The organism is Paramaledivibacter caminithermalis DSM 15212 (genome assembly GCF_900142245.1).
In the GTDB taxonomy this organism is placed as follows: domain Bacteria; phylum Bacillota; class Clostridia; order Peptostreptococcales; family Caminicellaceae; genus Paramaledivibacter; species Paramaledivibacter caminithermalis.
In genome coordinates, this window is the sequence record NZ_FRAG01000010.1 from 20,592 (window position 1) to 41,701 (window position 21,110).

At 29.8% G+C, this 21,110-nt stretch carries 21 protein-coding genes, 2 tRNA genes and 1 other RNA gene; 23 read left to right on the plus strand and 1 reads right to left on the minus strand.

Annotated features, from left to right (window positions below):
- Positions 1-5 precede the first annotated feature (5 nt).
- The 7 genes from BUB36_RS05685 to BUB36_RS19625 all read left to right on the plus strand — a co-directional run bounded on the left by BUB36_RS05685 (position 6) and on the right by BUB36_RS19625 (position 6,741).
- Positions 6-854: a DUF58 domain-containing protein gene (locus tag BUB36_RS05685; protein ID WP_242655726.1), complete on the plus strand. Its 849-nt coding sequence runs from the start codon at positions 6-8 to the stop codon at positions 852-854.
- Complete coding sequence (locus tag BUB36_RS05690) at positions 851-1,642, plus strand: hypothetical protein (RefSeq protein WP_073147908.1); 792 nt, start codon at positions 851-853, stop codon at positions 1,640-1,642. Before BUB36_RS05685 ends, BUB36_RS05690 begins: the two co-directional genes overlap by 4 nt.
- Positions 1,639-2,607 carry a VWA domain-containing protein gene (locus tag BUB36_RS05695; RefSeq protein ID WP_073147910.1) on the plus strand — a complete coding sequence of 323 codons (969 nt, stop codon included), beginning with the start codon at positions 1,639-1,641 and terminating at the stop codon, positions 2,605-2,607. The genes BUB36_RS05690 and BUB36_RS05695 overlap by 4 nt, the downstream gene beginning before the upstream one ends.
- Positions 2,608-2,640: 33 nt before the next feature.
- Positions 2,641-3,630 carry a vWA domain-containing protein gene (locus BUB36_RS05700; protein WP_084111763.1) on the plus strand — a complete coding sequence of 330 codons (990 nt, stop codon included), beginning with the start codon at positions 2,641-2,643 and terminating at the stop codon, positions 3,628-3,630.
- On the plus strand, positions 3,627-4,562 hold the full coding sequence (locus BUB36_RS05705; RefSeq protein ID WP_073147912.1) for a tetratricopeptide repeat protein: 936 nt from the start codon (positions 3,627-3,629) through the stop codon (positions 4,560-4,562). The genes BUB36_RS05700 and BUB36_RS05705 overlap by 4 nt, the downstream gene beginning before the upstream one ends.
- Entirely contained in the window at positions 4,552-6,216 is a 1,665-nt protein-coding gene (locus BUB36_RS05710) for a BatD family protein (RefSeq protein ID WP_073147914.1), read from the plus strand. Before BUB36_RS05705 ends, BUB36_RS05710 begins: the two co-directional genes overlap by 11 nt.
- A gap of 354 nt (positions 6,217-6,570) precedes the next feature.
- Complete coding sequence (locus tag BUB36_RS19625; protein ID WP_165613039.1) at positions 6,571-6,741, plus strand: hypothetical protein; 171 nt, start codon at positions 6,571-6,573, stop codon at positions 6,739-6,741.
- A 288-nt stretch (positions 6,742-7,029) separates the two neighbouring features.
- On the opposite strand, the gene BUB36_RS05715 is transcribed toward BUB36_RS19625, so the two are convergent.
- Positions 7,030-7,116, minus strand: a tRNA-Leu gene (locus tag BUB36_RS05715).
- A 154-nt stretch (positions 7,117-7,270) separates the two neighbouring features.
- Between BUB36_RS05715 and BUB36_RS05720 the strand changes: the two genes are divergently transcribed.
- The 16 genes from BUB36_RS05720 to BUB36_RS05790 all read left to right on the plus strand — a co-directional run bounded on the left by BUB36_RS05720 (position 7,271) and on the right by BUB36_RS05790 (position 21,015).
- Positions 7,271-8,227, plus strand: a complete 957-nt coding sequence (locus tag BUB36_RS05720; protein ID WP_073147916.1) for a metal-dependent hydrolase — start codon at positions 7,271-7,273, stop codon at positions 8,225-8,227.
- Between the two features lie 458 nt (positions 8,228-8,685).
- Positions 8,686-9,273, plus strand: coding sequence for an RNA polymerase sigma factor (locus tag BUB36_RS05725; RefSeq protein WP_073147918.1), 588 nt, complete (start codon positions 8,686-8,688; stop codon positions 9,271-9,273).
- 27 nt (positions 9,274-9,300) lie between these two features.
- A complete protein-coding gene (locus BUB36_RS05730; protein WP_073147920.1) occupies positions 9,301-10,413 on the plus strand; it encodes a DUF4349 domain-containing protein in 1,113 nt (370 codons plus the stop codon).
- Positions 10,414-10,749: 336 nt separating this feature from the next.
- Positions 10,750-11,505: an SIMPL domain-containing protein gene (locus BUB36_RS05735; RefSeq protein WP_073147922.1), complete on the plus strand. Its 756-nt coding sequence runs from the start codon at positions 10,750-10,752 to the stop codon at positions 11,503-11,505.
- A 162-nt stretch (positions 11,506-11,667) separates the two neighbouring features.
- A complete protein-coding gene (gene polA, locus BUB36_RS05740; RefSeq protein ID WP_073147924.1) occupies positions 11,668-14,352 on the plus strand; it encodes a DNA polymerase I in 2,685 nt (894 codons plus the stop codon).
- A 20-nt stretch (positions 14,353-14,372) separates the two neighbouring features.
- Positions 14,373-14,975 carry a dephospho-CoA kinase gene (coaE, locus tag BUB36_RS05745; protein WP_073147926.1) on the plus strand — a complete coding sequence of 201 codons (603 nt, stop codon included), beginning with the start codon at positions 14,373-14,375 and terminating at the stop codon, positions 14,973-14,975.
- Positions 14,976-15,548 (plus strand): lytic transglycosylase domain-containing protein, encoded by a 573-nt coding sequence (locus BUB36_RS05750; protein WP_073147928.1) that lies wholly within the window; start codon positions 14,976-14,978, stop codon positions 15,546-15,548. It begins immediately after the preceding gene.
- A gap of 464 nt (positions 15,549-16,012) precedes the next feature.
- Positions 16,013-17,050 (plus strand): nicotinate phosphoribosyltransferase, encoded by a 1,038-nt coding sequence (locus tag BUB36_RS05755; protein WP_073147930.1) that lies wholly within the window; start codon positions 16,013-16,015, stop codon positions 17,048-17,050.
- Between the two features lie 162 nt (positions 17,051-17,212).
- A tRNA-Leu gene (locus BUB36_RS05760) sits at positions 17,213-17,298 on the plus strand.
- Positions 17,299-17,492, plus strand: a non-coding RNA gene (ssrS, locus tag BUB36_RS05765) — 6S RNA.
- A 283-nt stretch (positions 17,493-17,775) separates the two neighbouring features.
- Complete coding sequence (locus BUB36_RS19630; RefSeq protein WP_165613040.1) at positions 17,776-17,913, plus strand: hypothetical protein; 138 nt, start codon at positions 17,776-17,778, stop codon at positions 17,911-17,913.
- Positions 17,914-18,120: 207 nt separating this feature from the next.
- The gene (locus tag BUB36_RS05770) at positions 18,121-19,032 is read left to right on the plus strand and encodes an SPOR domain-containing protein (protein ID WP_073147932.1); all 912 of its coding nucleotides are present in this window, start codon (positions 18,121-18,123) and stop codon (positions 19,030-19,032) included.
- Between the two features lie 30 nt (positions 19,033-19,062).
- Positions 19,063-19,419 carry a DRTGG domain-containing protein gene (locus BUB36_RS05775; RefSeq protein WP_073147934.1) on the plus strand — a complete coding sequence of 119 codons (357 nt, stop codon included), beginning with the start codon at positions 19,063-19,065 and terminating at the stop codon, positions 19,417-19,419.
- A 4-nt stretch (positions 19,420-19,423) separates the two neighbouring features.
- On the plus strand, positions 19,424-19,867 hold the full coding sequence (locus tag BUB36_RS05780) for an ATP-binding protein (RefSeq protein WP_242655727.1): 444 nt from the start codon (positions 19,424-19,426) through the stop codon (positions 19,865-19,867).
- A gap of 92 nt (positions 19,868-19,959) precedes the next feature.
- The gene (locus BUB36_RS05785; RefSeq protein WP_242655728.1) at positions 19,960-20,298 is read left to right on the plus strand and encodes a DRTGG domain-containing protein; all 339 of its coding nucleotides are present in this window, start codon (positions 19,960-19,962) and stop codon (positions 20,296-20,298) included.
- Entirely contained in the window at positions 20,299-21,015 is a 717-nt protein-coding gene (locus BUB36_RS05790) for a PHP domain-containing protein (protein ID WP_073147938.1), read from the plus strand.
- Positions 21,016-21,110 lie beyond the last annotated feature (95 nt).

The following is a 21,110-nucleotide window of genomic DNA, read 5'->3' on the forward strand; positions in this document are numbered from 1 at the left end:
AGGAGATGAAGTACAGAAGGAAGTGGTTAATCATGGTTTCTGGTGAATTACTCAAGAGAATAAGACAGATTGAAATACAATCTAACAAGTTGGTTGAAGAGATATTTAGCGGCGAATATCGTTCTGAATTCAAGGGAAGAGGAATGGAATTTGAGAATATAAGAAAATATTATAATGGGGATGATATTCGGAATATTGATTGGAATGTTACTGCCCGTCATAATAAAGCCTTTGTAAAAGAATTTTGTGAAGAAAGACAGTTGAATATGTTTCTCTTAATAGATATGTCCCGTTCCAACAGCTTTGGTAGAAAAAAGGACTTAATTGCCCAAATAGGGGCAACTCTTGCCTTTTCAGCCAATAAAAATAATGATAAAATTGGTGTGATTTTTTTTACTGAAAGGGTTGAAAAATTTATTCCTTCAAAAAATGGTAGGAAGCATGTATTGGGGATAATCGAAAACATACTAAATTTTACACCTATGGTTAGGGGAACTAATCTTACAAATGCACTTCAGCATTTTAACCGTATACAGAAGAAACGGAGTGTAGTGTTCCTGATATCGGACTTTCTTGACGAAGGTTATGAAAGGGATTTAAAAATCACTTTAGGTCGTCATGACTTAGTAATGATACGTGTTATAGATAGGGCAGAAGAGATGATTCCAGCTGGTGCGATTTTTTCCTTTGAGGATCTCGAATCAGGAGAGACAGTTGTGGTTGATAACCTTAAGAATGAATATAGAAGGTATAACCATTTAGATATACCTAGAAAGAATTTAATTGATATCTATACAGATGAGGATTATGTTAAGCCATTGAAACAATTTTTCAGAAGAAGGAGAAAAAGATGAAAAAGAAAAAGATTGCTTTATACCTTCTATTTTTAGTTTTATTTTTTGTTATTTCATCAATATGGGTATTAGCTGAAGAACGAAGTATTTATGTAGGTGATTTAATTCGAATTAAAGTTTCATCTGATAATATTTCCAGTGAAGAATTAAGAGATAAATTTAAAGCTTTTGAAATAGTTGATATTGAAGATGCTATGGATGGCTATTATATTACTTTGCGTAGCTTCGAAACTGGTAAGAAGAAAGTTCAATTAGGAAATAAAGAAATTGTGATTGATATCAAATCGACTTTAGATGAAATAAAAAGAGACAGTGTTTTTGAAGGAAATTTAAACATAGAAGAAGCTGTTTTTTTTATGAACTGGAAGTATGTGTTTTACCTATCGCTAATGATTTTTATATTAATAGGTGGAATAATTTTTGTAAGCTATATGAAAGATAGGAGAATAATTTTAAAAAGTCCATATCAACATTTTATGAATCAAGCTAATAATATTTCATTAGATGACGATAGCTATTTTGTTAAGCTTACATTTTATTTTAAAGAATATATTGAGTCATGTTATTCCTTCCAGATTAGAGGTAAAACATCCTCTGAAATAATTGATAAAATAAGCTGTTTATCTGGTTTAAGTGGAAGCTTATCAGCAATTAAGTCTTGGCTAGAAGAAAGTGACCGCTTTAAGTATGGCAATATCCATGCTTCTAAGGAGAAGAAACAGGAATTAAATAAAGCTTTAATAGAATTAGTTAAGAAAATTGAAGAGACTAAAGAGGGAGAATTATGATTCGTTTTGCAAATTGGTATTTTCTTATTTTAGTACCATTAATTATTTATATTTTTATGATTAGAAAGAAAAAGTCTGCTTTAAAGTTTTCTAGCGTTAAGCTGCTTAAAGGTCTTGGTTTAAAAAAGACTGCTAAGCATAGGATTGGAAAATATTTTATTGCTCTAGGGCTTATCACAGCAATAATTGCACTTGCAAGGCCACAATTAACGCAAGAGAGCAGTTTTATTAATCAAAATGGTATTGATATTGCAATGGTTTTGGATGTATCAGGATCAATGGAATCCGTCGATTTTGAGCCTAATCGTCTAGAGGTTGCTCGGAAAACCATAGAAGATTTTATAAAAGAAAGAACAAATGATAGGATTTCTCTTATTATTTTTGCAGGAACGGCATATACCAGAGTCCCATTAACTCTTGATCATAATATCGTAAGAGAATCATTAGAGGGGATAACATCTAGATCAGTAAATGAAGAGGGTACGGCTATTGGTATGGCCATTTCCGTGGGATTAAACAGATTAAAAAAGAGTGAAGCAGCATCTAAAATCATGATTCTTGTTACTGATGGTGATAACAATGCTGGAGCAATAAATCCAGATACTGCCAGTGAGTTGGCAAAGGAATTAGGTGTTAGAATTTATACAATTGGTGTAGGTACAGATAAGACTATAATTCCAGTACAAAGCTTTGGTAAAACCTTGTACAAGCAGTATGAAGGAGGATTGAATGAAAAATTGCTAAAGGAAATTGCAGAAACAACCAATGGACAATATTACCGTGCTAGGGATTCAAAGGCTCTCTCACAAATATTTTCTAATATAAATCAATTAGAAAAGACTAAATTCGAGCAGGATAATTTCAAGCAATATACAGAACTAGCTTTTTCTTTAATCAAAGTTGCTCTTGTTTTATTGCTGGTAGGTATTTTCCTAGATCGCTTCTATTTTGTTCAAATTCCTTAATTGCAGGGAATTTATAAGGGAGGTACAATACTGTTGAATCAGTTGGAATTTAAATATCCTTTAAATAGTATATATTTTTTAATACCAATATTAGTTTTGATATTACTAATTTTAGGTTATGGAAAAAAAGAGAAGATTATGAATACATTAAGAATAAGTACAAGGATAAGATTTAAGGTTAGTCGGGTCCTATTCATTACTTTAGGGTTATGCCTTATGGTTTTTTCTTTATTAGGCCCTCAAAGCTTTCAGGGATTTACCGAGGTGAAAAAAACTGGCATGGATATTTATGTTTTAATCGATACATCCAAGAGTATGCTGGTTGAAGATATTAAACCAAATAGAATTAGCAGGGCTAAAAAGATTATTGAAGGTATCATAGATAACCTTAAGGGAGATAGAATTGGATTTATACCTTTTTCATCGGATGCCTACATACAGATGCCATTAACTGACGATTATCGATTGGCTAAGATGTTTTTAGACGTTGTTGATACAGATATGATTGGAGGAGGGGGGACTAATATAGGAGCGGCAATTAAACTTGCAAATGATTCCTTTCAGCGGACTTCAAGTGCTGATCGGGTGATAATAGTTTTAAGTGATGGAGAAGAACATGATTCAGGCAGTCTAGAAACATTAAAAAAAATAAAGGATAAGGATATAAAGATATTTACCATTGGAATAGGAACAGAAAAGGGAGGGCTGATTCCTGTTTATGATGCCAAGAATGAAAAAAGAATTGGCTATAAAAAAGATGATAATGGTAATTTTATAACATCCCATTTGAAACCAGATATGCTTAAAAAAATATCTGATTTTGGTAATGGATGTTATTATCATTCTTCACTTTCAGGTGATGAGATTGATTTACTTTTAAAAGATATTTCTTCATTGAAAAGGGATACCTTAACAACAAAAAAAATAAGGAAATTTAGACAGTATTATCAGTATTTTTTGGGAATAGGAATATTATTGTTTTTGACAGCTTGTCTATTGCCGGAAAGGGGTAAAATGGAATGAAGAAAATCTTTTTTATTTCGGGAACAATTATGATAATTCTTCTGGCAATGTTTCTCATAGGAATTATTGATTTTAAAAATTGTAGTGGAGAAGCTCTTGTTAAAGGAAATAAACTATATGCTGATGGTAATTATAAGGATGCTTTAGAGGCTTATAATGAAGGATTAAAAGAAAAACCTGAAGATTTAAAATTGAATTATAATTCAGGTCAAGCAGCATATTCTTTAAAGGATTATGGGCAAGCCATTGAATATTATAATAAAAGTTTAGATAAAGTAGAAAAATATCTTAATTCAGGTAATGCTAGTCTTAAGCTAGGTGATACTTGTAATGATACTAATGAAAAACTAAAATATTACAATCAGGCTTTAGAAACCTATAAGGAAGGAATCCTTAAATTTCCACAGAACGTGGGTTTGAAATATAATTATGAATATATGAAAAATAAAATTGAGAAGCTACAGAAGGATATTGATAAAAAACAACAGAATAATAATAAAAAAGAAAAAAAACAAGAAGAAAAACAAAAGAATCATAATGTAGATAATCAAAAAGATAGTCAAGGGCAAGATAATGGGCAAAAAAACCAAAGCTCAAACAATAGCAAAAATGAGCAAGGTGAAGATAACAAAGAAAATAAGCAAGGTGAAAAAGCTCAAGAAAATAATCAAAAAGATACCCAGACAGAAAATTCTTCACAGCAAGATAATCAGGAACAAAATAAAGCAGCTTCAAAGAATCAGCAATCTTCTAGGTCTGAAAAGGAAAAGAATAATTCTTCTACTTTAAATCAATCAGAAGCTTCTGAGACTAAGCAAGAGCTTAATGAAATTGAGCAAGTCTTGGAAATGCTGGAGGAGCAAGAAAAAGACAGCCTTAAAAATAATCAGAATATCATAGGCAATGGTAAGGAGGAGGAATATGACTGGTAAAAAATCAAAATTAAGGATTTTTTTCATAATACTTATTATAGCTTCTATATTTTTTTTGATGCAAGGAAGCGTACTGGCAGAAACTCCTCAATTTAGGCTTGATATAGATAGCTTGAATCTGGAAAAAGGTGTAAGTACCAATTTGGTTCTTTTACTGGTAAATGCTAAAGGAGCTAAAGTAGTAGATATTAAAGGATTAGAGAATTTCGATATTGTATCAAAAAGTAATGCTACAACTACTCAGATTATTAATGGAGATATGACCTATGAAAAGAGATTCAATTATGTCATTATTCCTAAAAATATCGGAGAATTTATACTTCAAGGGAGTGTAGAATATAATGGTGTTACCTATCAAACCAATAAATTAAAGGTTAATGTCAGCAAGGCAAGTGCTTCTAAAAAAGAGGAGGTTAAAGATTTATTTGTTAAAACAATTCTTTCAAATGATACCATATATTTTGGACAGAAGGTAGCTTTGTCATATAAACTCTACTCTCGCTATAATATTGAGAGTTTTGGTTTTGCAGATAGTCCGAATATAAAGGATTTTATCAGCAATGATATTCCTGAGGATAAATTAAAGGCAAACTATATTTATCTTGATGGCAATAAATATGTTGAGTATGAAGCAAAACAAATGCTTCTTTCACCAATAAAAACAGGTACATTTACTATTCCAGAATATAATTTTCAAGTCAATGTGAGTACTGGCGATTTCTTTAATTCTTCTAAACCAGTTTATCTACAAACTGATGCCAAAGAATTAAAGGTAAAACCACTACCACAGGAAAATAGACCAAAGGATTTTTCAGGAATTGTGGGCAAGTTGAATTTAGAAGCAAAATATAATAAGCATGAGATTGATTATGGAGATTCACTAACACTTAGCATAACGGCCTTTGGAAATTGTAATCTTGATGATTTGAACAAAATAGTAAAAGATGATATACCTGGATTTTCAGTTTATGAGACCGAAAAGAATATGGAAGAAGGTATTGAAAACAATCAGTACAAAGCAAAAAAAGAATTTGAAGTGATATTAGTTCCAGAGCAAAATGGAGATATAAGCATTGATCCCATATATATATACTATTTTAATCCTGAGACAGGTAGCTATGAACAGGCAAAAATTCCTGGAACGACTATTACGGTTAATGGAGAGGTTCCTAAACTTCAAACAGATGCAAAGAATGAAGCATCAGAAGTTGAAACCATAAAAATAGAGCAGGTGAGCTATAAACCTTTGAATGAGGAGTATCTAACAATACAAATAAAAAAACAAAATTTAATAATAGTTTTAGTATTATTTGCATTTCTATTAATTGTTGCTACTATATTTTTTCTTATTATTCTATACAGAAGGAAAGGGAATAAAGAGCTAGAGGTAATATATAAACAAATAAAAACTACTAATAATCAAAATAAAATCTATAACTTATTTAATGATATGATAAAGCATAGCTTTAATATAAGCTTAAAAGCTAGTTCTAGGAATGATATTGCAAATTGCCTTGAAGGCCATAAAATTACTCAACCAGTGCTAGAAATTATGGATTATATGGAAAATGAAAAATATTATGATGATAAGGGTGAAAAATATTTAAAGGATAAAATAAAGGAAATTTATAGGATGATTAAATATAAGAATTGATGTTAAAAATGTGCTACTTTTTTAAAGTAGCATGTTTGTTTTTTAAGATTTCTAAAACCTTTGTTAGAAAATTGTTAGAGATAAACAACTTCAAGGTTTAATAAATTTCAAAGAAAAAATGTAGAAGCGTTCATTATTTTCTTTGAAATATATTTTAAATGTTAATGTTGTTTATCTATAGAAGAAAAATAATTGAAAAATGAATATATTTAGTTGTATATAAACATATAAAAATTGAATAAAAATTAGAAAATTGAGGGGGGTATTATATTTTAAAAGAGATATTTTTGTCCTTAGAAATTGCTTTTTGCTGGTGCTAATTTATGATAAAATGAATCTGAGGAGTTGATGAATATGGAAAATAAAACCTTTGAATTGCTTGAAAAAATGCATAGTGATATTCAAAGTAGGTTTGATATGATGGAGAATGAAATTAAAGAAGTTCGAAATGAGATGAGAAAAGGATTTGTTAGGCTTGAAAATAAAATGGACGAAAACCATAAAGTTCTTTATGATGGAATATAAACAGAGCATAGAAGGAATAAACGAACTTAGAAAATTAGAAAAGATGTAAAGGAATTGAAGAATACTGTTGAAAATCAAGAGATACAGCTACGTGTAATTAAAGGTGGCAAATAAAATATTACATAGATTCAAATGTTAATCCTAGTTATAATGATGATTAGGATTTTTATTTTGCATAAACAGGGGAAAAAGCCTTTAAACTCAAAGACTATAGTACAGACCTATAGAATACTTCATAAAGCATTTAAAAATAAAACTTGCTAGGGCATTTAACCCTAGCATTTTAGGTGGTGCCGAAGATGGGACTCGAACCCATACGGTATTGCTACCACCGGATTTTGAGTCCGGCGCGTCTGCCAATTCCACCACTTCGGCTAGTGACAAGTAATATGTTAACATATATTTTAACGATATGCAAGACATTTTTTATTAATTTTTATAATTATCTTATGTCGAATTATGTTGTGATAGGGGAGTTATATATGGTATACTTTTAATAGTATGAAAAAAATAACAGAGGGGTGACAAAATGGATCCAATCACACATGGGGTGATTGGGTTGGCAATATCCGCTTTTAATGGAGAACCTGTTAGCCTTATGAACCCAGTTAGTATAGGATGTGCCATTGGAGCAATGGCACCAGATATAGATGTAGTAGTTAGACTTTTTAAGGATGATTTTCATTATTTAAAGCATCATAGAGGACTTTCCCATTCAATACCATCTTTATTGGTATTGGCGGGTATAATTACTTTGGGAGTAGGACGTGTATTTGCTGATACAAATTATCTTAGTATTTTTATATGGACATTTTTAGGTGCTTTTTCCCACACGTTCTTTGATATATTAAATTCTTATGGAGCTAAGCTTTTAGCACCATTTACCCATAAAAAGCTAAAAGCTAGTTTATTAATGTTATATGATCCAGTTATAACTATACTTTGTCTCATGCTTATATTTAAAAGAAGCATTAGTAATACCTTTTTAATATCCGTATCAGTAACCTTTATCATATATATAGCTTTTAGATATGGTATGCGAAAGAGGGCAGAAAGGATTGCTTATAAGCACTATAATAATGGGTATAAATTGATAAAGGTAAATGTTTTACCGGCTTTAATGGCATTTCATAAATGGGACTTTGTAGTTGATACCAATAGTCATAATATTGTTGGACAGGTAAATATTATTAATAAAAAGATTATAGTTAGAGAAAAGTTTAAAAAGCCTAAGGATGAAATAGTAGAGCTGTTTAATAACACTAATGTTGGAAAATATTTCAATGACTTTTCTCCTACATTGCATATAGATTATTCAGAAGAAATGGGTAATTTAGTTTTGAAAATTATAGACTTGAGATATTATTTAAAGGATAATTTTATGCATCATGCAACAGTTGTTTTTGATGAACAAAGAAATATTATTGAATCATTTTTTCAACCATATGATATAAATAAATACATTCCTGTTGCTGAAGATATTTAAGCTGATTTTTTTACTTTATCTTTAGATTTAAGCACCTATATAATGGGTGTTTTTTTATTGCTAAGGAAGTCAAACTTTTTTGCAAGGAATTGCATAGATAAAACAAAGTAAAATAGAAGGTTGGAAGGAAAATAGAAACTATTATCAGTAAAATATTAGCAAAAAATTATTTTCTTTTTTTAAAACTTACAAGAAACACTCTAATACTTGCAACTAAAACCCATCATCAGACGCCTTTGTCCTATGAAAAATAGCTCTATTATAAAAAATAAAAAAAGAGGATAAATTTAAAAAATCGGGAACTTATTTATAAATGTTTACGTCCAATATATGATGTATATATAGTATTTTTAAAATTAATATTGCTTAGGCAAATTGTATAATTTTAGCTTAGACAAGCTGTATATGTCAATGTTATTTATAGTTCAATATTTAATGTTTAGAAAGGAGTGAGTAAAGTGTCAGTCCATGAAAAAGTTTTAATTGAAAAAAGTAAAAATGGAGATATAGAAAGCTTTGAAAAGCTTATTGAGAAATATCAAGTAGTGGCTTTCAATATCGCATATAGAATGGTAGGCAATAAAGAGGATGCTAAGGATATAGCTCAAGAAGCACTAATTAAAGTATATAAATCATTGAAGAGCTTTAAGGGAGATTCTAGCTTTTCTACATGGCTGTATAAAATTGTGACAAATACTTGTATTGATGCAATAAGAAAACTAAAAAAAGTTCAGACATATTCTTTAGATAAAGAATTTGAAACCGAAAATGGAAATTTTAGTTTTCAGATAGCAGATAATAAATATTTACCCGACAGGTTATACGAAGTTAAGGAAAAGAAGGAATTAGTACAAACTGCTTTAAATAAGATTGATGAAAAGTATAAATCGGTATTAGTTTTAAGAGATATACAAGGGTTTACATACGAAGAAATAAGTAAGATTACCCAAAACCCGATAGGTACCATTAAATCAAGAATAAATAGAGGAAGATTGCTACTTAAGGAAATATTGATAAAAGAATCGGAACTTTTTCTAGAAAATTAAGTCTAATTTAATGAGAGGAGGGATACTATGAGATGTGAAAAAGTTATGGAAATGTTATCACTTTATATAGATAATGAACTAAATGAGCAAGAAAAAAATGAAATAGAAAAACATTTAAAGGCTTGTGAAGAATGTAATAGGGAGTACGAAGACCTGTTAACCATAAAAAGATTATTATCTGAAGCACCAATATTACAATTACCAAAAGATTTTAAAGAAGAACTTCATCAAAAACTAGTAAAATGCAATACTGAGGATAATTTAGATAATAATGATATTATAGATTTAAAAGATGAGAAGAAAAAAAGCAAATACAAGAAGAAATCTAATTGGAAGATTTTGTATGGAATTGCTGCTGGGATTTTAGTTACTGTTATTTCGGTATCATCCTTAATTAATTTAATGAATAATGATATAGAGACTAAAGAGTTTGCTCAGATGGAAAACAAGGAGTCTAGATCAGAAGAAGCTGTACCCTTTAATTTGGCTATGGAAGAAGCTAATTATAAAACTGATGAAGAAGGAGCATCTAAACAATATTCAGGTGCAAATATGAAAATTGCAAGAACTAACTTGAAGGCTAAAAATAGAGCAGCAGATTTCCAAAATGAAAAAGTAGAAGAAGATATTAAAGCAATCCCTAAAAAAATTATCTCAAATGGATATATACAGCTTCAAGTTGAGGATTATGATTCTACCTACAATAAGTTAGTAAATCTGATCACTTCAAAGGGAGGCTTTGTGCAAAATTCAAATACTTCATATAAGAATTCGAAAACAAAAAAATTAGAAAAGCCACTAAAAAAAGGCCATTTGCTTTTAAGGGTTCCCAAAAATGAATTAGATAATATGTTTGATGAGATAAAGAACATGGGGAGTACTACCCGTGAAGATATAAATACAAATGATATGACAGACGAATATAAAGAGATTTTTGGTAAAAGAGAAAATTTAAAGCTGCAAGAAAAGAAACTGAGAGAAATAATGGATAATACAAAGGACTTCAAGGAAATTTCAAATATTGAGGAAGAATTGACCCAAATCATAGGTGAAATAGAAGGATTATCCCAAAAACTTTTAACCATAGATGATTTAGAAGCCTTATCTACAATAGATATATATTTAGATGAGATAAATTAACCTATTGTGCTAGTTTCTATCACTAGAGTTTTAATATTTCCTTTTCGCTCATTTAATAAACCTGTTTTTTATATTGTTTTAAAGGTGAAAACAGGTTTATAAAAATCACTCAAATGAAATATTAAAACTTTCTAAGGTATTTTGTAAACAAAAAATTTAATTAACTAGTACAAGAAGTTAAATTAAATATATATAAGGATTTTAAGATGTATTAAACAAGTATTCATAGGTTCTTATTCTTGTATTATGAAGGGAGGTAGGAAATTAATAAATAAAATTAAGAACTACTAGTTTTACATTTGACGTTTTTAAAAATAATTAGGAGGGAAATATGTCATGAAAAAAATTTTTTATATTCTAATGATTCCAATGTTGATTGCCAGTTTGTTTGTCTTCGATAGTTTAGATGTTTTTAGCAGTAAGGCAGCAGCCAATGAATTGTCAAAGTTTGAAGGTAATATTGTCACTGTCAATGGAATGGGAGCAGTAAAGGTTAAACCAGATATAGCTTATATAAGTTTAGGTGTTGAAACATTTAATGTTGATGCAAAGAAGGCACAAGAGGATATAGCTAAGCAAATGGATAAGATCGTTGATACCTTGAAAAAAAATGGTATTGAAGATGAAGATATTAAGACTACAGGATATAATATCTACAAAACAAGTAAATATGAGCCAGCTAATTTAGGAGAAAAGAAAAATAGAATTGAAGGCTATATTGCAAGAAATATTGCGGAAGTAACAATAAGAGATATTGATAAAGTTGGAAATGTTATTGACTTAGCAGGTAAAGCAGGTGCAAATATAATAAATAATATTAGATTTGGAATAACCAATGAAGAAGAATATTATAATAAAGCACTTAAGCTTGCTATGAAAAATGCTTCTGGTAAAGCAGAAGCTGTTCTAAGCACCTTTGGTGTAAAGCCTGAAAAGCCATATAGAATAATTGAAAATAGTTATGGAGCACCTATAGTATATAGAGATAATGCTATGATGAAGGCTTCAATGGTAGCTGAAAACTATGAAACACCTGTAGAAGCTGGAGAACTTGAAGTTACAGCAAGAGTAACAGTTGAATATAAATATTAAATTTAACCTCCCTTAATGGGAGGTTAAATTTTTTAAAAGAAGGATTTTTCATACAAGTTGCGAATATATCGAGTATATAAAGAAACTTTAACCTATAAAGTCTTCATAAAATTCACTTTTATTGATAGAATATTAATATTGAAGTATTAAGGAGATGATAGTTTGAAGAAAAGATTGGTAATTCTCGATGGCAATAGCCTTGTAAATAGAGCCTTTTATGCTTTGCCTGATTTGACTACAAAGGACGGTATACATACAAATGGTGTTTTTGGGTTTATAAAAATGGCTAATAAAATACTAGAGGACTATAAACCTGATTATCTGAGTGTTGCCTTTGATCTAAAGGCCCCAACCTTTAGACATCTTGAGTATAAAAATTATAAAGCTCAAAGAAAGAAGATGCCTAAGGAATTAGCTCAGCAAATACCTATTTTAAAGGAAATATTAGATGCATATAACATACATAGAACAGAGTTTGAAGGATTTGAAGCCGATGATTTGATAGGCACCATTGCAAGATTTTATGAAGAAAAAGATTTCGAAGTAATAATAGTTACTGGAGATAGAGATGCTCTACAGTTAGTATCGCAGAATGTGAAGGTTTTAATAACAAAAAAAGGTATTTCTAATATTGAAGCCTATGATGAGGAGAGGGTGAAGGAAAAATATGGAGTTACTCCAAAACAAATTATTGATTTTAAAGGTTTAGTAGGAGATAAATCCGATAATATTCCTGGAGTACCTGGCATAGGCGAAAAAACAGCTGGGAAACTTTTGAATGAATTCGGAACTGTTGAAGAACTAATAATGAATGTAGATAATATTACTAGTAAAAGGCATAGAGAAAAAATAAGAGAAAATGCTGAAATCGCACTACTAAGTAAGAGATTGGCCACCATAAAAACAGATATTCCTTTAGATATAAATGTTGAAGAGCTTAAGGTGGTTCAGCCTAATTTTAATAAGTTAATTGAGTTGTTTAAGAAATATGAATTTAATAGTTTAATAAAAACATTGACCAATGAAGGTGAAAGCAAAGAGGACGATGGTAAGGAAGCTCAAGATATAAAGATCATAGATATTGAGATTATACAAGACAAGGAAAAATTAACTAATGTAATTGATGCTATACAGAGTAAAAAAAGCTTTGCTGTGAAAATATTTAAAGAGGAAAATAATTTAAGAACCGATGATATTATTGGGATATCCTTGTGTTTGGACATAAAGCATAACTATTATATAGATGTAGAGGATAACGAGGAATTATTGATTTCTTTAAAAGAAATATTTGAAGATGGAGACATCAAAAAGCTAGGACATGGACTTAAAAAGGATATAATTTCCTTGTTAAGATATGATATTATTGTAGATGGAATAGAATTTGATAGCTTTATTGCCTCTTACCTTCTTGATCCATCTAGAAATGATTATGATGTATCAGATTTAGCTTTAGAGTATATTGGAGTTAGGATTAATAGTGAGGAAGAATTACTAGGGAAAGGAAAAAATGCTAAGAAATTTAGTGATTTATCTAAGGCTGTTTTATCACAATATGGAGGAAGCTGCTGCGCAATTGTAATAAAGGTTAAGGATATTCTTATTGAGGAACTTAAAAAGTTAGAATTAGATGATTTGTTTGAACAAGTGGAGATGCCCTTGATTGAGGTTTTAGCAAATCTTGAATATGAAGGTTTTAGAGTAGATCAAGAGATGCTAAAGAACATAGATGAAGAACTCTCTGTTAAGATAGAAGAAATTACTAATAAAATTTTTGCTTTATCAGGTGAAAAGTTTAATATCAATTCTCCAAAGCAGTTGGGTGTTGTTTTATTTGAGGAATTAAAGCTTCCTGTTATAAAAAAGACTAAGACTGGTTATTCCACAAGCCATGATGTTTTAGAAAAGCTATATAATCGACATCCTATAATACCTCTTTTAATAGAATATAGACAGCTTGTGAAATTAAAAAGCACCTATGTCGATGGCTTATTTAATTTAATTAACCCAGTTACAGGAAAAATTCATTCAAGCTTTAATCAAGCGGTAACTGTTACAGGTAGAATAAGCAGTACTGAACCAAATCTTCAGAATATACCTATTAAGCTGGAAATAGGTAGAAGAATACGTAAGGTTTTTGTACCTTCAAATGGTGACTATTTTTTGATAGATGCAGATTATTCTCAAATTGAATTAAGGGTTCTAGCCCATGTTTCACAGGATGAAAACTTAATTAAAGCATTTAAAGAAGATAAAGATATACATACTATCACAGCTTCCCAAGTTTTTAATGTTCCTATAGATGAGGTTACTTCGCTTGAAAGAAGCAGGGCAAAGGCAGTAAACTTTGGTATCGTATATGGTATAAGCGATTTTGGTCTTGCAGAAAACTTGAATATAACTAGGAAGGAAGCTAAAAAATATATCGATGAGTATTTTAAAAAATATAGTGGTGTTAAAAGATATATGGATGAAGTAGTACAAAAAGGAAGGGAAATGGGATATGTTACAACTATATTGAAAAGAAGAAGGTATATACCACAGCTAAAATCAAAGAACTTTAATTTAAGGTCCTTTGGTGAAAGGACTGCCATGAACACCCCTATCCAAGGAAGTGCTGCAGATATAATAAAGATAGCTATGATTAAAGTGTTTAAAGAACTAAAACAAAGAGGGATGAAGTCTAAATTAATCTTACAGGTTCATGATGAATTAATTATAGATGCCCATAAAGACGAAATAGAAGAAGTTAAAAAACTATTAAAGAATACTATGGAAGAAGCTATCAAGATAGATGTTCCCTTGAAGGTTGATATGAATATAGGTGATAATTGGTATAATACTAAGTAAAAGGAGAATATGATTTTAAGATGAAGGTGATCGGTTTAACTGGAGGAATAGCTTCTGGTAAAAGTACAGTATCTAATTACTTAAAAGAACTTGGTGCTATTGTTATAGATGCTGACGTTGTTTCTAGAGAAATTGTTGAAAAAGGTAAGCCTGCTCTAAAGGAAATTGTTAATTTTTTTGGTGAAAAGGTATTAAAAAGTGACGGGACTTTAAACAGAAAATATTTAGGGTCTATCGTTTTTAGTGATCCTCAAAAGCTTCAGGTTTTAAATAAAATCACACATAAAAGGATAATTGAAAAAATTGAAGATGAAATAAAATACTATAGGCACTCCCGTAATATTAAGGCGATATTCATTGATGCAGCCTTGCTGATTGAGATGAAAATGTATTATTTAACCGATGAGATATGGTTGGTTACTACCAGTAAAGAAATACAATTAAGAAGATTGATGCTAAGAGACAATATAACCTTTGAAGAAGCAATGAATAGAATTAATTCCCAAATGTCCTTGGATCAGAAAAAAGATTTTTCTGATGTTATTATTGATAATTCGAAGGATTTTGATTATTTGAAAAATCAAGTAAAAGAGCTATATACTAATGTTTTCGGGGGTGCTTAATTGAGGGTTCTAGATTTAAGGAGATACCGACTTTTATTTTTATTTATTGCTATCTGTATAGTATTTGGAGTTATAATGCTTGCCTGTAATTTTGTATTGAGAATACTATATCCTTTACACTATGAAAATCTAATTAAAAAATATTCACAAGAATATGATTTAGACCCACTTTTTGTAGCCTCGATAATAAGAGCGGAAAGTAAATTTGATGCAAATGCAGTTTCACCAAAGGGAGCAAAGGGACTTATGCAAATAGCAAGTATAACTGGCAAATGGGCTTCTGAAGAATTAAATATTTTACAATACAATGAACATATGCTTTTCAACCCTAATATAAACATAAAAATAGGCTGTTGGTATCTGAATAAATTAAATAAAGAATTTAATAATAATACTGAAAATGTGTTAGCTTCATATAATGCAGGTAGCGGAAACGTAACAAAATGGTTAAAAAATAATAAATATAGTATTGATGGGACTAAACTTAATGAAATTCCATTTGCTGAAACTAGAGAATATATTAAGAGGGTTAATAGAAATTATAATATATATAAATATTTATATAAAAAATAAACAATTGAAGAAATTACATAATTCTAACTTGGCAAAATTGCATATGCGAATATTATCTTTAATAATTTAGTTATTTATAGGTTGTTGAATAACTAAATTTGGAAACTGTTAATTTAGCTAATTCACTATATTACAGGCTTATAATTATTTTTATGAAAAATATCCGTAATAGTATAAACGCAGTATTTTACTGTTGGAAGAAATAGTTATTCAACAACCTGATTTAGAATAAAAATATTTCGATGGTATGGCTTTAGAGATTTTAAAACTATATGAAGTAGTTGATTTTTTAGGATGGTAATTATGCAATTTGCTTAATTGAATAAATTGTTAAACTTAGATATAATTGTTTTGCATTTTTTATAAAAAGACATTATTATATAAAGTATAATATTTTACTATAAAAACCTTAATTATCTTAAATGTACAAATTTATATTTTTGTTCCAAGAAAGGATTGGTTTGATGAAACAAATGAAGAGTCTTGATGATGTGAAAGCTTTACATATAAGTGAAGATAGAAGAATTCATTCTGCTACCCACGAGGAAATATTAAACTGTGCAACCACCGATATCTATTTTTTAAGGACTCTTGATATATTAAAGGAAATGGGTTTAGATAAAACCACAGTAACAGCTGAAATCTTTCCAAGAAAACCTGGAGTTTTTGCAGGAATAGAGGAAGTAAAGAATATTTTAAAGCATACAAATATCGAAATGTGGACATTAGATGAAGGTGATGAATTTAGTCCAAAGGATACAGTTGTTAGGATTAAGGGACCATATAGAGAGTTCGCAGCATATGAAACAGTAATACTAGGGGCGCTGGCAAGTGCGTGTGGATGGGCCACAGCAGCAAGGGAAATAAAGGAAGCTTGTGGAGAAAAGGACTTTCTTTGCTTTGGTGCTAGACATGTTCACCCTTCAGTAGCTCCAGTTATGGAGAGGGCTGCAGTTATAGGAGGAGCAACAGGTGCTAGTTGTATATTAGCTGCTAAATTGTTAAATATTAAGCCTTCTGGAACATTACCACATGCTGCAATGCTTATTGCGGGAGATACAGCAAAAATTGCCGAGGTATATGATAAGGTGATGCCACAATCTCATAATAGAACTGTTTTAGTTGATACCTTTAAGGATGAAGTGGAAGAAAGTTTAAGAATAGCTGAGCTTTTAGGAGAAAGATTATATGGGATACGTGTTGATACTCCAAGTGAAAGAGGAGGGGTTACTCCTGGACTTATTAAAGAGTTAAGGTGTAAATTAGATGCAGCAGGTTATAAGCATGTAAAGATTTTTGTGTCTGGAGGATTAACACCTGAAAAAATAAGGATATTATCTGAAGCTGGAGCAGATTCCTTTGGAGTTGGAAGTTATATCTCTGCAGCATCACCTATCGATATGACCATGGATATAAAAGAAGTAGAAGGCAGGGCTGTTGCAAAAAGAGGAAGATTACCAGGATTAGTTGAAAATCCAAAATTAAAGCGTGTACAGCTATAAGATTTGAGAGCATAGTAGCTCTCAAATTTTATAGCTGTAGCAAATTTATTGATTTTAGGTTTATTATGGCTTATAGCCTTATTTTGGAGTTTTAAATATCTTGACAATATGTTAAAAAAGTAGTATAATCATCTTTGTTACAAAGACGACTTTTTATACTATGCGGATGTGGCGGAATCGGCAGACGCGCTATCTTGAGGGGGTAGTGAGCGACGCTCGTATGGGTTCAAATCCCATCATCCGCACCAATTAATCTGAAATATTTGTGACTTTCATATTTTGAACCTACATTATGAAAAAGGGAGTTCAACATTTAGATGCGGATATGAACCATTACGTGAGACCTCTATATGGCAGTGAAGGAGATAGAAGCATCTGTGAGGACACCCACCTATCGATGAGATAGGTGTCAAAATATGAGGTACGGTATTTTGGATTACATAATAATAAATATTTAAGACTACTTAATCTTTTGGTTGGGTAGTCTTTTAATTTTGTATAGCAGTATTGGAAGATAATCTATTTAATAGAGTAAATTACATAATTACCATCTTGAAATATTCATTGATATATATATTTATAAAAAGCCCTAGAGCTATATTATTTCATCAATTAATTAATAAAATCAAAAAAATTAATAATAAATAATTATAAAATCTATTGAAATGTATTAAAAAAAACTGTATAATAAATACAGAATATTCAGAAAAAGAGAGGGAAAAGATATGACATCTAAAAGTGTTTTTTTACAGCAGCTGGAAGAACTAAGAAGTAATTATGATAAGCTTGATGAAGAAAATAAAAATAAACTTGAAGAAACAATACAGATGGTTTTAACAAAGTTTAAAAAAAGAGTTCAATAGAATAACAAAGTCTCAAAGCTGTGATAAAAAACAATCACGGCTTTGTTTTTTTATTATAATTAATATTGATTGAAAAATTTAGACTAATCTTAGAAAACAATAATATGATATAATATATGTGAATGAGAGGATGACATGATTTGTATAATGAAAATTGTGTAAAATCATCTAAATCCACAGCTTTATTTTATCTTAGGAGGGGTACATATGAGACAAAACAGGACAAAAACTAGGAAAAGAAGTCAAAAGAATTATATAACTATTATTGTACTTTTAGCTGTACTATTTGTAGGTGCGCCAACGATAGGGTATTTTGGGACAAAATATATCTTAATACCAAGGTATTTTAACAATCAAGATAGCAATACTGCTTCTGATGCTAGTAATACTAGTAATGAAGAGTTTCGAAAAAAAATTGAAGAAAAAACTAAGGTTTCTAATGACATAGATAAAAAAACCGATGAAAAAACTAATATAAATCAAGAACAATCGCTGGAAGAAAAAAAATATACCTTTGATGTGCCAGCATTGAGTATTTATAGTATACAAGTTGGAAGCTTTGACAATAAGGAACATGCCAATAATCAAGTAAAGGATTTAAATAATAAAGGATTGGGCGGGTATATTCTTCAATCAGATCGTTTTAAAGTTGTAGCAATGTCATTTACTGAAAGAAGTAATGCTGAAAAATTTAAAGAAATAATTAAAGAGCATTATTCTGATGCTTTTATTTCACCTAAGCAATTATCAACTAGAACAATAAAATATGGTGAGAAAGGTAAGAAATACAGTGAAGCTGCAGCTAAAAGCATAGGAGAATTGATGAAATATTATGAAAGCTTTTCAAGCTTTTTATCACAAAACGATATTTTGAATGGAGATTCAAATGAAATAACTCAATTCATTAATAATGAAATTAACAGATTAGAAGTTATATCAAATTCTATTTCTTCTGCTAATCCCTCTGAGGATTTTACAAGTTTCAACAATAAATTATCCAATATTGTAGAAACTGCTAAAACAAAGCTTATTCAATTAAAAAAATCTAATATTTCAGATAGGAAGCAGCTATTTGAAATTTATATGGAAAGCATAAATTCCTATGAAGATATATTATAAAAGATGCCTGTGAGGGGGTAAAAGACCTAAATGTTAATAAAAGATGTAAAAGAGCTACTAGACGGGGAATTTCTAACAGGACAAGAGTATTCTATGTGTGAAGTGAATGGAGCTTTTGGTTGTGATTTAATGAGTGATGTTTTAGCTTACGTTGAGGATAAAACATTATTGTTAACGGGTTTAACAAATCCTCAGGTGATAAGAACCGCAGAAATGCTAGATATCAATGCAATAGTTTTTGTAAGGGGCAAAGTTCCTTCAGAAGAAGTTATTGCAATGGCAAAGGATATAGGAATAGCTTTAATAGCAACAAAGCATACTATGTATACCTCATGTGGTATTTTATATAATAATGGACTAAAAGGTATACTAATTGGAGGAATATAAAAATATGCACTCAGAAAAAAAGGATATGGGTATAAAATTAGAATATGAAGTGATTAAAGAAGATTTTGGAAGAGCAGGTGAGGCTTCTAGCGATATAAAGAAAGTACTAAGGAAACTTGGAATTGACTCTGCTATTATAAGAAGGGTTGCTATAGCCACATATGAAGCTGAAATAAATATTGTTATTCATTCTGAAGGTGGGAAAATTACTGTTTATATTAAGCCAGACAAAATTGAAATTATTGCTAAGGATAAAGGACCTGGAATTAAGGATATTAATCTTGCTATGCAAAAAGGTTTTTCAACTGCATCAAATAAAGTAAGAGAATTAGGTTTCGGAGCAGGTATGGGGTTGCCTAATATGAAAAAATCCAGTGATGAATTCGATATAGAATCTAAGGTGGGCATAGGAACTACTTTAAAGATGATAATTTATTTTAATAAATAAAATTCAAGTTTTATTTGAATGTTAAAGGTAAGGCATCCATAGAAGATTATATAATTAGATTGAAAAAACAGTATATAAATAATGGGGGGAATATGATGTTAGTAAAGGATATAAAAGATAAATTTGATTTTAAAGTTGTAGCAGGTGAAAAAGGCTTAAATAATGAAGTTAAAGGATTGTACTGTTGTGATTTGCTTAGCTGGGTAATGTCCCATGCTAAAGAAAGAGATGCATGGATAACTGTGCAAACCCATATCAATATTGTTGCTATTGCGTCTTTACTTAATTTAGCGTGTATTATTGTTCCTGAAGCAATAGAAGTTGATGAAGATACAATTGAAAAGGCCAATGAAGAGAATATTACTATTTTTTCTACTGACCTTGATAACTTCAGAATTTTTTCAAAATTTTATGAAGCTGGTATGAGATAAATGAAAATATATTATGATCTTCATATTCATACTGCCTTATCTCCCTGTGGTGATAATGATATGTCGCCTATGAATATCGTTAATATGGCTATGCTTAAAGGCTTAGATGTAATAGCGATAACTGATCATAATTCTGTAAAAAATTGCTTGCCTTCTATAAAAGCAGCTGAAGATAACAATATTATAGTTATACCAGGGATGGAAATTCAAACAAAGGAAGAAGTACATTTGCTTTGTCTTTTTAGAGATATAAAAGCCGCCTTAGAATTTGGTAGTAAGATAGATAATTTAATACCTAACTATACCAATAATCCTGAATATTTTGGCGAGCAATTAATTTTCGATAATGAAAATAATATTGTAGGTAAGGAAAACAGGTTATTAATATCTTCGGTAGATATTAGTATAAGTAAAGTGTTTGAAATGGTTGACAAATTAAATGGAGTGGTTATACCAGCCCATGTAGACAAGAGAAACTATAGCATCATATCAAACTTGGGTTTTTTACCTTTAGACCTTGATATAACTACTATAGAAATTTCTAAAAATTGTCATAAAGAAGATTTTATTAACAGAAACAAGTATTTACAGAATTATAATATGATAATTAACTCTGATGCTCATTATTTAGGAGATATTTCAGAACCTGTTAATTATATGAATATACCTGAAAAAGACATAGAAGAAATTTTTAGATTTTTTAAATTGAAAAAATAAGTTATAGATGTTCCAGCAAAAGAGTTGATTTATACAAATCAAAAATCCTTAAAAACTCTGGATATTTTGATATGTATAAATTAAATTTTACTATT

Bases quoted from the DNA above. Each gene is read 5' to 3' on its own strand.
- BUB36_RS05685 (WP_242655726.1), top strand. From the start codon at position 6: ATGAAGTACAGAAGGAAGTGGTTAATCATGGTTTCTGGTGAATTACTC.
- BUB36_RS05690 (WP_073147908.1), top strand. From the start codon at position 851: ATGAAAAAGAAAAAGATTGCTTTATACCTTCTATTTTTAGTTTTATTT.
- BUB36_RS05695 (WP_073147910.1), top strand. From the start codon at position 1,639: ATGATTCGTTTTGCAAATTGGTATTTTCTTATTTTAGTACCATTAATT.
- BUB36_RS05705 (WP_073147912.1), top strand. From the start codon at position 3,627: ATGAAGAAAATCTTTTTTATTTCGGGAACAATTATGATAATTCTTCTG.
- BUB36_RS05710 (WP_073147914.1), top strand. From the start codon at position 4,552: ATGACTGGTAAAAAATCAAAATTAAGGATTTTTTTCATAATACTTATT.
- BUB36_RS19625 (WP_165613039.1), top strand. From the start codon at position 6,571: ATGGAAAATAAAACCTTTGAATTGCTTGAAAAAATGCATAGTGATATT.
- BUB36_RS05720 (WP_073147916.1), top strand. From the start codon at position 7,271: ATGGATCCAATCACACATGGGGTGATTGGGTTGGCAATATCCGCTTTT.
- BUB36_RS05730 (WP_073147920.1), top strand. From the start codon at position 9,301: ATGAGATGTGAAAAAGTTATGGAAATGTTATCACTTTATATAGATAAT.
- BUB36_RS05735 (WP_073147922.1), top strand. From the start codon at position 10,750: ATGAAAAAAATTTTTTATATTCTAATGATTCCAATGTTGATTGCCAGT.
- coaE (WP_073147926.1), top strand. From the start codon at position 14,373: ATGAAGGTGATCGGTTTAACTGGAGGAATAGCTTCTGGTAAAAGTACA.
- BUB36_RS05755 (WP_073147930.1), top strand. From the start codon at position 16,013: ATGAAACAAATGAAGAGTCTTGATGATGTGAAAGCTTTACATATAAGT.
- BUB36_RS19630 (WP_165613040.1), top strand. From the start codon at position 17,776: ATGACATCTAAAAGTGTTTTTTTACAGCAGCTGGAAGAACTAAGAAGT.
- BUB36_RS05770 (WP_073147932.1), top strand. From the start codon at position 18,121: ATGAGACAAAACAGGACAAAAACTAGGAAAAGAAGTCAAAAGAATTAT.
- BUB36_RS05775 (WP_073147934.1), top strand. From the start codon at position 19,063: ATGTTAATAAAAGATGTAAAAGAGCTACTAGACGGGGAATTTCTAACA.
- BUB36_RS05780 (WP_242655727.1), top strand. From the start codon at position 19,424: ATGCACTCAGAAAAAAAGGATATGGGTATAAAATTAGAATATGAAGTG.
- BUB36_RS05785 (WP_242655728.1), top strand. From the start codon at position 19,960: ATGATGTTAGTAAAGGATATAAAAGATAAATTTGATTTTAAAGTTGTA.
- BUB36_RS05790 (WP_073147938.1), top strand. From the start codon at position 20,299: ATGAAAATATATTATGATCTTCATATTCATACTGCCTTATCTCCCTGT.